Source organism: Lysobacter enzymogenes, assembly GCF_017168095.1.
GTDB classification, from domain to species: Bacteria; Pseudomonadota; Gammaproteobacteria; order Xanthomonadales; family Xanthomonadaceae; genus Lysobacter; species Lysobacter enzymogenes_D.
The window spans coordinates 1-12,227 of sequence record NZ_LXSD01000344.1 but is presented as its reverse complement, the minus strand read 5'-3'; the positions used below and the strand labels follow the sequence as shown (position 1 = coordinate 12,227).

At 69.9% G+C, this 12,227-nt stretch carries 7 protein-coding genes; 1 reads left to right on the top strand and 6 read right to left on the bottom strand.

The features are described from left to right. Window positions 1–52: 52 nt before the first annotated feature. From recG to A7A76_RS12610, 5 genes are all read right to left on the bottom strand, one after another. On the bottom strand, window positions 53–2,170 hold the full coding sequence (recG, locus tag A7A76_RS12630) for an ATP-dependent DNA helicase RecG (protein WP_206411512.1): 2,118 nt from the start codon (window positions 2,168–2,170) through the stop codon (window positions 53–55). Between the two features lie 143 nt (window positions 2,171–2,313). After that, on the bottom strand, window positions 2,314–2,580 hold the full coding sequence (locus A7A76_RS12625; protein WP_206411511.1) for a hypothetical protein: 267 nt from the start codon (window positions 2,578–2,580) through the stop codon (window positions 2,314–2,316). A gap of 83 nt (window positions 2,581–2,663) precedes the next feature. After that, window positions 2,664–5,087 carry a TonB-dependent receptor gene (locus A7A76_RS12620; RefSeq protein ID WP_206411510.1) on the bottom strand — a complete coding sequence of 808 codons (2,424 nt, stop codon included), beginning with the start codon at window positions 5,085–5,087 and terminating at the stop codon, window positions 2,664–2,666. Window positions 5,088–5,203: 116 nt separating this feature from the next. Further along, window positions 5,204–6,376 (bottom strand): SO2930 family diheme c-type cytochrome, encoded by a 1,173-nt coding sequence (locus A7A76_RS12615; RefSeq protein WP_241200911.1) that lies wholly within the window; start codon window positions 6,374–6,376, stop codon window positions 5,204–5,206. Between the two features lie 12 nt (window positions 6,377–6,388). Continuing rightward, window positions 6,389–7,624, bottom strand: a complete 1,236-nt coding sequence (locus A7A76_RS12610) for a parallel beta-helix domain-containing protein (protein WP_206411509.1) — start codon at window positions 7,622–7,624, stop codon at window positions 6,389–6,391. A gap of 169 nt (window positions 7,625–7,793) precedes the next feature. Here A7A76_RS12610 and A7A76_RS12605 point away from each other — a divergent pair, with 169 nt between their 5' ends. Further along, complete coding sequence (locus A7A76_RS12605) at window positions 7,794–8,861, top strand: AraC family transcriptional regulator (RefSeq protein WP_206411508.1); 1,068 nt, start codon at window positions 7,794–7,796, stop codon at window positions 8,859–8,861. 364 nt (window positions 8,862–9,225) lie between these two features. Here A7A76_RS12605 and A7A76_RS12600 read toward each other — a convergent pair. Then, on the bottom strand, window positions 9,226–12,227 hold a 3,002-nt coding region (locus tag A7A76_RS12600), incomplete at its 5' end, for a beta strand repeat-containing protein (RefSeq protein WP_206411506.1).

The following is a 12,227-nucleotide window of genomic DNA, read 5'->3' as shown; positions in this document are numbered from 1 at the left end:
GCCGCCGGCGCGGCGGCGCACCGGTTCGCCGAGCGCGGCGCCGCGCCGCGGCTCAGGCCGAGGCGTAACGCGCCGCGCCGCCGACCCAGCGCGAGACGATGCGGTCGGCCAATTGCGGCGATTCGGCCAGCAGGCGCTCGCCGAGTTCCTGCACCAGCGGCAGCAGGTCGGCGTCGCGGCCGAGGTCGGCGACGCGGAAGCCGGCCAGGCCGGTCTGGCGGGTGCCGAGCAGTTCGCCGGGGCCGCGCAATTCCAGATCCTTCTGCGCGATGACGAAGCCGTCGTGGGTCTGGCGCATGGTCTCCAGGCGTTGCCGCGCCAGGCCCGACAGCGGCGAGCGGTACAGCAGCACGCAACTCGACGCGGCGCTGCCGCGGCCGACCCGGCCGCGCAGCTGGTGCAACTGCGCCAGGCCCAGGCGCTCGGCGTTCTCGATGATCATCAGCGACGCGTTGGGCACGTCGACGCCGACTTCGATCACCGTGGTGGCCACCAGCAGGTCGAGTTCGCCGTCCTTGAACGCGCGCATCGTCTCCTGCTTTTCCTTCGCCTTCATCCGCCCGTGCACCAGCCCCACGCGCAGCGGCGCCAGTTGCCTGGACAGCTCTTCGAACGTGCTCTGCGCGGCCTGCGCGACCACTTCGTCGGATTCGTCGATCAGCGTGCACACCCAATAGGCCTGGCGGCCTTCGGCGCAGGCGGTGCGGATGCGCTGCACCAGCTCGGGCCGGCGCTCTTCGCTGAGCGCGACGGTCTGCACCGGGGTGCGCCCGGGCGGCAGTTCGTCGATCGCCGACACGTCGAGGTCGGCGTAGGCGGTCATCGCCAGCGTGCGCGGGATCGGCGTAGCGGTCATCACCAACTGGTGCGGCACGATCGCGTCCTCGCCGACCGCGCCGCCGGCGCCCTTGTCGCGCAGCGCCAGACGCTGGTGCACGCCGAAGCGGTGCTGCTCGTCGACGATGGCCAGGGCCAGATCGTGGAAGGCCACGCCTTCCTGCATCAGCGCATGGGTGCCGACCACGACCTGGGCGCTGCCGTCGGCCACCTGCTCCAGCGCCTGCTTGCGCGCCTTGCCGGTGACCTTGCCGGCCAGCCAGACCACGCCGATGCCGAGCGGCTCCAGCCATTTGCGCAGGTTGTTGAGGTGCTGCTCGGCCAGCAGCTCGGTCGGCGCCATCAGCGCGGCCTGGCGGCCGTGCTGCACCGCCAGCATCGCCGCCAGCGCGGCGACCACGGTCTTGCCGCTGCCGACGTCGCCCTGCACCAGCCGCAGCATCGGCGAGGGCTTGGCCAGGTCGGCGCGGATCTCGTCGAACACCCGCCGCTGCGCGCCGGTGAGCTTGAACGGCAGCGACTTGCGCAGCTTCTCGGCCAGCGCGACCTGCTTGAGCGGGCGCGCCTTGTGCGCCTGCTGGCTGATGCGCTGGCGGCGCAGGCTCAGGTGGTGGGCGAGCAATTCCTCCAGCGCCAGCCGCCGCTGCGCCGGGTGGCGGCCGTCGATCAGCGCGGCCACGTCGGCGTCGGCCGGCGGGCGGTGCACGGTCAGCAGCGCGTCGCGCAGGGTGGGCAACTGCAGGCGCCGGCGCAGTTCGTCCGGCAGCAGCTCCAGCGCGGCCTCGGCGGGCAGGCGGTCGAGGGCGTAGCCGATCAGCTTGCGCAGCATCGCCGGGCCGATGCCTTCGATGGCCGGGTAGACCGGGTCCAGCGACTGGCCGAGCTCGACTTCGTCGTCGTCGCCGAGCATGCGGTAGCTGGGATGCACGATCTCCAGCCCGTGCTGGCCGGGCTTGGGCGTGCCGTACAGCCGCACCCGCGCGCCGACCTGGAACTGCGCGACCTGGGCGGCGCGGAAATGGAAGAAGCGCAGCACCACGTTGCCGTGCGAGTCGTCGCCGACCGCGACCCGCAGCATCGGCCGGTAGCGGAAGCCGCGCTCGACCGCTTCGACCCGCCCTTCCACCTGCGCCGGCACGCCGGGGCGCAGGCCGCGGATCGGGGTGAGCTGGGTGCGGTCCTCGTACTGGCGCGGCAGTTGCAGCCAGAAATCCTGCAGGGTCAGCAGCCCGCGCGCCGCCAGTTTTTCGGCCACGCGCGGCCCGACCCCGGGCATGCGCGGCAGCGGTTGCGTGTGCAAATCGACGGCGGGGCCGTCCGGGTGTCTTGCCATGCGCTAAGGATGCCGAGAACGCGCGCAAACCAAAACCCCGCGGGGCTTACGCGGCGTGGCGCGTCGCGGCCGGCGGCGGCGTTGGCGCGCCGCGGATCGCGCGGTTCCTCGGCGCGGAGCGTGCGCGCCGACGCCGGCCCGGCTCAGGCGCCGACGAGGTTCAACACCAGTCCCAGCGACGCCAGCATCGTCAGCGCGGCGACCGCCGCGGCCACCGCCAGCGCGGCCCACAGGCGCCGCCCCTGCCCGCGCGAGACCAGGAACGACAGCCAGGCCGCGGCCGCCATCGCACCGTACAGCCAGGCCGAGGTGGCCGGCAGCGGCGGAACCCGCAGCGCCACCGCGAGCACCGCCAGCGCCGCGCAGGCGACGATGGCGAAGTGGGCGCCCCAAACCTTCAAAGTCTTCATCGCGCGCGTCCTTGTCGGAGGAAGCGGCGCGAGACCCGCCGGGGCGGGCCTCGCGCCATGTCGCGGCGACCTTACAAGAACCCTCAGTACTTGGCCATGAATTCGACGCCGTAGGTGCGCGGCTCGGTCACCCGCGCGCCGACCGTGCCGAGCACGTTCTTGCCGTAGGTGCCCAGCGAGTTGATGTACTGGTTGTCGAACAGGTTGTTGCCGTACACCGCCAGGCCCCAGCGGTCCTGCGGCGAGGTCCAGGCGATGCGCAGGTCGGTGCGGTTCTGCGCCTCGCCCAGGTCCAGCGCCGGGCTGACACCGCAGCGGTTCTGCGCGCGCGACTCCTCGCTGCAACGCACCTTGCCGCGATAGGAGTGGCGCAGCGACACGTTGATGTCGCCGTTGGATTCCATCGGGATGCGGTAGTACAGCCCGCCGGCCGCCGACCAGTAAGGCAGGCCGGTGGGATCGCCGCTGGCGTCGATGCCGTCGGAGGTGACGTAGTTCTTGTAGGTCGAGTCGATGAAGCTGGCGTTGAAGTCCAGGCCGAAGTTGTCGGTGGCCTGCCAGCGCATGTCGAAGTCCAGGCCGTAGGCTTCCAGGTCCGAGGTGTCGATGACGAAGCGCGGGATGTCGGTGCTGCTGTCCAGCCGCACCGCCTGGCGGTTGTCGTAGACGTAGTAGAACAGCGAGGCGTTGAGCTGGATGCGCTGCTGCGGGAACGAGGTCTTGATGCCGGTCTCCAGGTTCCACACGTCCTCGTTCTCGAAGCTGCTGCCGATCTGCAGCGAGTTGAAGCCGCCGGCCTTGTAGCCCTTGGCCAGCGAGGCGAACAGCATGGTCTCGTCGCTGAGGTGGTAGTCGACCACGAAGCGCGGGCTCAGGTCGCTCCAGCTGTTGGAGGTGCGGCGCAGGATGCCCTTGTTCATCATCGCCGGCGGGTCGATGAAGGCGACGTCGAAGACGAAGAAGTCGCGCGGGATCCCGACCGCGTCGAAGAAGCCGATCGCCGCGAGCTGGTCGAGCGCGGCGTCCAGCTCCGGCGCGGAGCGGTGGTTGTTGAGCCAGCTGAACTTCTTCTCGTCGCGGGTGTAGCGCAGGCCGACGGTGAAGTTGAGCTTGTCGTTGACGTGCCAGATCACGTCGCCGAACACCGCGTAGGCCTTGGTGTCCAGGGTGTTGCGGAAGGTCTCGTTCCAGCGGTGGCCGAGCAGGCGGATCGGGATGCCCATGCCGGCCAGCGCGGCGTCGACCTCGCCGAACAGATAACCCGATGCGGTCGGCGCCATGCCCAGGTTGTGGACGATGGTATCGACCGAATCGGTCATCGCGTTGACCTCGCTGGTCTGGCGCGCGCGTTCGTCGAAATAGCTGGCGCCGGCGACCCAGTCGAGCTTGTCGGTGCTGCCGTTGAACTTGAACTCCTGGTAGAAGCTGCGGTTGCTCTCGGTGTTGGTCGAGTCGACGTAGAGGTAACGGCGGTTGGTGCCGTCCTCTTCGACCCGGTTGACCGAGTCGTAGTCGCGCCAGGACGTGGTCGAGGTGAAGCCGCCCCAGTCGGTGCCGTGGTCGACGATCAGGGTCACGCCGTCGAAGCGGCGCGATTCCTCGTTGCCTTCGGCGTCGCTGACGGTGCCGATCTTGCGCGGATCCAGATACGCGCGCTCGTTCACCGGCAGCGGCGGCAGGCCCGGCGCCGGCGGCAGCGCGACGATGCCGGTGGTGGCCTGGCCGAGCTGGTCCAGGCTCTCGTGGTCCCAGCTGATCAGCGCGCTGGTGCGTTCGCCGAAGCGGGTCTTGAACGCGGCGCGGGTGGCCCAGTTGTTCTCCGGGTTGAGGTCGCGGCCGGTTTCGGCGTCCTGGATCCAGCCGTCGGCGTGGTTGACCAGCGCGTTGAAGCGGAACGCCGAGTCCTCGCTGACCGGCAGGTTGAGCATGCCGTCGACGTACTGCTTGCCGTAGTTGCCGAGGCGCAGCTTGGCCTTGACCTCGGTGGCGGCGGTGTCGGGCTTGCGGGTGATGATCGAGATCGCGCCGGCGGCGGTGTTGCGGCCGAACAAGGTGCCCTGCGGGCCCTTGAGCACTTCGATGCGCTCCACGTCGGTGAACGGCAGCAGCACGCCGCCGCCGCGGCCGGCGTAGACGCCGTCCACGTACACGCCCACCGCCGGGTCGGTGCCGATGCCGAAGTCGTCGGTGCTGATGCCGCGCAGCTCGAAGCCCGGCTGGGTCGGCTGCAGGCTGTCGACCACCAGGCCCGGCACGAAACTGTCGAGGTCGCCAAGGTCTTGCGCGGCGACGTCGTCGATGAGTTTGTCGGTGACCACCTGCAGGGCGATCGGCACGTCCTGCAGTTCCTGTTCGCGGCTCTGCGCGGTGACGGTGATCTTGTCCAGTTCCTTGGGCCCGGCGTCCTGGGCGAAGGCGGCCGGTGCGGCCAGGACGAAGGCGCTGCCGCACAGGGCGGACAGCACGGCGTGGGTCGCGATGACCAAGCGGTGTTTGCGCAACGACATCGAAAGCTCTCCCCTCTCGTTCGTTCTTGCGTTCGTCGGTGTGTAGCGGCGCGTTCGTCCGAGGCGCCTGTTTTTTCGGTGTTGCGGTGGACTCCCCCTGTCCTGCGTCGCGCGGCTCAGCCGCACTGCCCCTGTTGCGCGGCGATCCAGTCGCGGATCAGTTTCACGCCTTCCTCGTGCACCACGCTGCGGCCGAGCTCGGGCATCATCACCGAGGGATCGTCGCTGCGCATGCGGTAGATCAGGATCGATTCGTCCGGCTTGCCCGGCACCACGCCGTAGCGATGGTCGCCGGTGCCGTGGCCGGCCGCGATCGGCAGCTTGCACCGGCCCAGTCGCAGCGGCTCCTGCGTCGCTGCGTTCAACCACAGGCCCGAGGTGTTGCCCGGGCCCTTGGGGCTATGGCAATGGCCGCAGTTGATGTCGAGGTAGGCGCGGGCGCGCGCTTCCAGCGGCGCGGCGGGGTCGTGCCAGTCGGCGTCGCGCGGCGCCTGCTGCGGCGCGGGCGCGCCCTTGAGATAGCCGGCCCGGGTCCAGCGCGCGATCTGGTTCTGCAATCCGTCGTCGTAAGCGAAATCGCGATTGAGATGGCGCGCCTTCGGGCCGATCGGATGCAGCGCCTTGGACTTCATGTCGGTGCCGTGGCAGCCGGCGCACTGGTTCTGGTCGGGCACGGCGTAGTCGGCGTTCTCGCGGCCGCCGTCGGCGGCGACCAGTTCCAGCGACACCAGTTCGCCGCCGCGCATCAGCTTCGCCTGGGTCTGCTCGCGGTTCCACACGTACGGCAGCGCCACCCAGCCGCTGTCGCGGCGCAGCAGCAGACGGGTTTCCACCAGCCGCACCTTGCTCAGCTCCAGGCCGCCGCCGCGCAGGTCCGGGCCGTCGTCGTAGCTGCGCAGCACCGCCTCGCCGTCGCCGCGCGGGTAGTAGAACGTCTTGCTGAAGACGGTGCCGACCGGGAAGTCGAACTCGTCGTCGGGATCGTAGTTCGCCGCCTGCCCCTTCGGCATCCAGACCGTGCGCAGCTTGTGCGCGTAGTCGGAGAACAGCGCGGTGTTGAGATCGTAGGGCAGCACGTCGCGGTTGAGCTGCAGGCGGCCGCCGGCGACGCGCAGCAGGTTCCACTCGGCCAGGTCTACGGGCTGGCCTTCGGCGAAAAAATGCACCGGCGCCCACGGCGCGTCGGCGGCCAATGTCGCGCCCGCGGCGGCGGCGGCGGGCTCGTGCGGCTTGCTGCATCCTGCGGCCAGCAACGACAACAGCACTGCGAAGGCGTAACGCATCGACATCTGCGACATCGGTCAACCGCGCTTGAGGTCGATGGCCGGCAGCTTCGGCAACTCGCACGCGTAAGGCTCGGTGTCCTGGCTCGGGCTCTTGTAGCCGCCGGGCCCGTCGGCGTTGACCACGCCGGACACGTCGCGGATGCAGATCTGCGGACCTTCCTTGCGGTCCTTGTTGGCGTAGCCGTCCCACAGCACGTCGGGGAAATGCCCGCTGAGCCCGTACAGCGCGGTCTTGAGCGCCTTCAGGTCGAGCCCGTCGGGCGATTCGCCGCCGCCCTTGAGGCGGTTGCCGTAGATGTTGATGCGTTCGGGATACGGGTCGAAATCCTTCGACGCCTTGTCGTCCTTGTAGCCGGTGGAATAGACGCTGGAGACGATGATGTTGGTGGTGGCGTTGTCGCTGATGTCGTTGTCGAAGATCTCGACGTCGTCGTTGGAGTTGATCACCACGCCGCTGCCGGCCGGCACGCTCGCCACCGGCGTGCCCTTGGCGCCGAAATTGGCGGTGTTGTTCTTGAACACCTGGTTCTTGTAGACCCGGATCGCCCCGCCCTGCTGCGACAGCGCCGGCATGTTGAACACCAGGATGCCGCCGGTGTTGTTGGTGGCGATGTTGTCGTGCACGTCGGCGTTGACCGTGTTTTCGATCTCGATGCCGGCGACGTTGAACTCGGCGCGGCTGTTGCGCACGATCACGTCGCGCGACTGGCCGACGTAGATGCCGGCATCCGACGCGCCGATCGCCACCGAGTTCTCGATCAGCACGTTGCGGGTCTTGACCGGATACAGCCCGTAGCCGCCGTTCTTGGTGCTCGGCCCGCCGGTCCACTCCACCCGCACGTTGCGGATGGTGATGTGCTCGCCCTCGTTGACCTTGAGCCCGTCGCCCTTGCTGTCCTCGATGGCGATGTTCTCGATCAGGAAATTGCTGGCGTTGACCAGCAGCCCTTCGGCGCCGGCCTTCTGGCCCTTGAAGCTGAGCACCGACTTGTCCGGGCCGGCGCCGCGGATGGTCACGCCGTCCACGCGCAGGGTCAGGCTGCGGTCGAAGCTGTAGCGCCCGGGCGGCACCTCGATCACGTCGCCCGGCTTGGCGTCGAGCAGCTTGGTGCGCAACGCGTCGGCGAAGCCCGCATCGCCCGCGGCGACTTCCGGGGTCGGCGTGTGCTGGGCCTGCTCGGGGCCGCAGGCGGCCGCGGCGAGGGCCAGGGCGAGGACGCAGACGCGCAACGGCAACTTCGGCTGATTCATAAGTCTCCCCGGGACGGTGGCGGCGTCGTGGCGCGCGTGTTGCAGCGCGGCATGCCGACGGTGGCTAAGCGATGAGTCTCCGCCGCCTGCGCGAGCGCGCGCGAGGGCGATTGCGGCACACTAGGGGGGGATTCGCGGTCAACCGTGCGGCCAAGTATCGTGAGGGGCGATGCGCCAGCCATCCGAACAAAACACCGACGCCAGCGCCGGCGACGTCGCGCTGATGTCGCCCAACCTGCTGTGGGGTCTGCTGGAAACCGCGGACCGGATCGGCGCGCCCAGCGACGACTGGTTCGCCGGCACCGGCCTGAGCCGCGCCCAGGTCAGCGACCCCGGCGTGCGCCTGCCCGACCGCCCGACCGCGATCGTGATCGAGCGCGCGCTCAAGGTGCTGCCGCCGAGCATCGGCCTGGACATCGGCCGGGTCCAGCACGTCGGCAACTTCGGCCTGCTCGGCCTGGCGATGACCACTGCGGCGACCTTCGGCGAAGCGCTGCAGATCGGCCTGCGCTTCACCCCGGTGGTCGGCAGCCTGATGCGCTTCGTCGAAAGCGCGTCCGAGTCGGGCACGCTGGCGCTGGCCGGGCAGATGACCATCGCCTTCCCGTCGATCCATCGCTTCGTCACCGAAGAGTTCTTCAGCAGCTGCCTGGCGCTGGCGCGCGGCCTGGTCGGCGACAAGCTGCGGCCGCAGCGCCTGGAATTCAGCTACCCCGAGCCCGAATACCGCGAGCAATACGAAGCGGTGTTCGAGTGCCCGCTCGCCTTCGATCAACCGCAGGACCGCCTGGTGCTCGACGCGCACTGGCTGGCCGCGCCGCTGCCGACCCACAACCCGATCGCCTCGAAACAGGTGCTGGCGCTGTGCGAAGCGCAGATGCCGTCCGGCGCGGTGCCCGGCGAAGCCACCGCCGCGGTCGAGCGCCTGCTGCGCGCGCAGTTGCCGCAAGACCCCAAGCTCACCGACATCGCCGCGCAGATGCACGTCAGCGAGCGGACCCTGCGCCGGCAACTGACCGGCGAAGGCACCAGCTTCCACCAGATCCACGACCGCCTGCGCATCGACCGCGCCTACGCCCTGCTGCGCGAGCGCGGGCCGAGCATCGCCAGCGTCGGCGCGGCGATCGGCTACAAGGACCCGCGCGATTTCCGCCGCGCGTTCAAGCGGTTGACCGGCGAGACCCCGCGCGCGCTGCGCGAGCGGCTGTGGGCGGAGATGGCGCGGGAGCGGCGATGATCCCGCATCGTTTCCCACAGTTCGTTGCGTCGGCGCGACTTTCGCCGTAATCGCAGTGGCGCGGTCGCGGCTTGCGCCGCTCCTACAGGTAGCCACCGCAGCACCGGTTACGACTGTAGGAGCGACGCAAGTCGCGACCGCGAATTCGCAGCTACGACGCAACTTTCGACGTAGCCGCCGTGACGCGGTCGCGGCTTGCGCCGCTCCTACAGGTAGCCACCGCAGCATCGATTCCGACTGTAGGAGCGACGCAAGTCGCGACCGCGAAGCCGCAACTGCGACGCAACTTTCGACGTAGCCGCGATGGCGCGGCCGCGGCTCGCGCCGCTCCTACAGGGCGACGCCCGCAGGCGCCGCCCCACCATCACTGCACCGTGCAGCTGAACTCCAACGTCGCCGTCGCGCCGGCCGCCAGCAGGCCCAAGGTCACCCCGCTGGCCAGGTCGCCGACCGTGATCGCAGTGCCCGGACACGCCGCGCCCGTGCAGGTCACCGCATTACCGGCCGGACAGTTCAGGCCGGCCTGCGGCGTATCGCGCACCACCGCACCGGTCACGTCGGTGGCCGCGTGGTTGGTCACCACCACACGGTAGGTGGTGTTGGTGCCGGCCACCACCGTGTCGTCGGCCTGATCGCTGGAACCAGCGGCCGGCGTGTTGGTCTTGGTGATCGACAGGTCCGTCGTGCGCAAGGTGTTGGTGTAGGTGCACACCGCGGCATTGGCGCTGGTGATGGTCAGCGTGTTGGCCTGCTGGCCGTTCGTGCCGGACAGCGTGTGCCCGCCGGTACACGCCAGCGTCGTGCTGTAGTTCGCCGCGTTCGTGCCCGCTTCCGCCGGCAGCGTGATCGTGTCGCCGATGGTCACCACCACCGCCGCGCCGCTGTTGGCGGCGTTCGGCGCGGTCGCGTCGAACGCGGCGGTGTTGTTGGTGCCGCCCGTGGTCGCGCCGATGCTGACCTGATGCCCCGCCGTGCTGCCCGCCGCCCAGGCCTTGGCCAGTTGCAGCGTCGCGGTGCGCGGGGTGTTGGTGTAGGTACACACCGCCGCGGCGCTGCTGTTGATGGTCAGGGTATTGCTCTGCTGACCGTCGGTGCCCGACAAGGTGTGGCCGCCGGTGCACTGCACCGTGGTGGTGTAGTTGGCCAGGTTCGCGCCCGTTTCCGCCGGCAGCGTGACGATGTCGCCGACGTCGACGGCCACCGGCGTACCGCTGTCGGCCGCGGTCGGCGCGGTGGCGCCGAACGAAGCCGTGTTGTTAGTGCCGCCGGTGGTCGCGCCGATCGTCACCTGGTCGCCGGCGATGCTGCCCGCGGCCCAGGCCTTGGCCAACTGCAGGCTGGACTGGCGCTGGTTGGTGAAGGTACAGGCGATCGCGTTGCCGGCCGCGGTGTCCTGCGCGGTCAGCGCCACCGTGCGCGTGGCGGCGTCGAACTGGCCTTGCGCCGGCGCCGCGGTGCCGCCGTTGGGCGTCACCGTACAGGCCGCGCCCACCAATACCCAACCGGCCGGCGGCACGTCTTCGCTGACATTGGTCGCCGCGCCGACGGCGGTCAGCGCCTGCACCGGACCCGGCGTGCCCGGCGCGCCGGCCGCCGTGGTGGCGATGTCGGGATAGCTCTGGGCGCCGTTGCTGCCGCCGAAGCCGAACGTGTCGGTGCCGCCGTTGGAGACCTTGGTCACCTGCAGCGTCGGCCGCCTGGCGTTGGTGAACGTACAGGCGATCGTGCCGCTGCGCGTGACGTTGTTGCCGGGAACCTGGACGAGGTTGGGCGCGGCCGCGGTCGCGCTGAACCGGGTGGTGACGCCGGCCGACGTGGTGGAGTCGCAGAACGCCGACGTCACCGCGTAACCCAGCGTGGCGGCGTTCGTCTCCGTCACGCGCAGGAAGGTGTTGGGCGTCATGTTGACGGTGGCGCCGGTCGCGCCGGGCGCGCCGGCCTGGGTCGTGGTCAACTGCTGGCTGGTGGTGACCCCGCTCTGCACGATGTCGAAATTGAACGCGCCGCCGCCGTTGTCGCCCTGGGTGATCTTGGTGACGGTCAGCGCCGTCGGCCGCCAATTGTTCGTGAACCGGCAGGTGATGTCGTCATTGGCGGCAGGCGTGATCTGAAATTGCGTCCCCGACTGATTCGTCGGCATGACTGTCGTGCTGCCGGTCGTGGCATTCGTACAGCTATAGGTCGCAATATATGCCGTTATCGGCGCAGCGCTGCCAGGGGCCATCGCCTCCGACAGGGTGTAGCTCGAACCGGCATTGATCGCCTGTATTTCCGCGACCTCGGTCGGATTGGTGGTGGCTCCCGTCGTATTTACGGTGGCAGTCGCAGTGGGATTGCCGTCGCTGGGGCCAGAGATCGTCAAAGCAAACTGGTCGCTCGCGTTTCCGGCGCGATTATTGGGTAGAACCTTCATCAGGCGCAGGCGCGGACGGCTGTTGACGATGGTGCACACGGCGGTGTCGCCGGCCGCCAGCGTGAGCGTGTTGCCGACCACCGCGGCGCCGCCGTTGACCACGCAGCTGTAAGGCCCGGTCGCGTCATAGCCCACCGGGCCGTTGGCTTCGGCCAGGGTGTAAGTGCCCGGCGTGACGGCGGCATCGGTCACCGCCGCGCTGCCGTTCGCGCCGCTGAGATTGGTCGGGCCGGTCGCCGTCAGGGTCCAGGCGGTGGCCGCGGCGGTGCCGCGCGCCACCGTCTTGCTCAAGGTCAGCCGCGCCGGCTGGTCGTCGTTGGTGATGGTGCAGGTGGCCACGTCGCCCATGGCCAGGGTCAGGCTGTTGTTCGCCACCGGCGCGCCGCCGTTGACCACGCAGCTGAAGGCACCGGTCGCGGCATAGCCGGCCGGGCCGCCGCTCTCCGACAGCGTATACGTGCCGACCGGCACCGACGCATCGGTGATCGCCGCCTGCCCTTCCGTGCCGCTGGCGGTGGCCGGGCCGGTGGCGGTCAGCGTCCAGGCCGTATCCAGCGCCGTGCCGCCGTTGTCGTTGACGACGGTCTTGAGCAGCGTCAGGCGCGGCAGGCGGTTATTGGTGAAAGTACAGGCGATCGCATTGCCGGCCGCGGTGTCGGCCGCGGACAGGGTGAAGGTGCGGGTGGCGAGGTCGGCCGTGCCGGTCGCCGCGGCCGCGGTGCCGCCGTTCGGCGTGACCGTACAGGCGATGGCCGACAGCGCCCAGCCGGCCGGCGGGGCGTCTTCGGTAATCGTGGTGGCGGTGGCCGCCGTGGTCAGCGTCTGCTGCGCGCCGGCGGTGCCCGGCGCACCCGCCACCGTGGTCGTGATGCTGTGCGCGGCGATGCCGTTGCTGCCGCTGAAGCCGAACGTGTTCGTGCCGCTGTTGGAGACCTTGGTTACCGTCAGCGTGG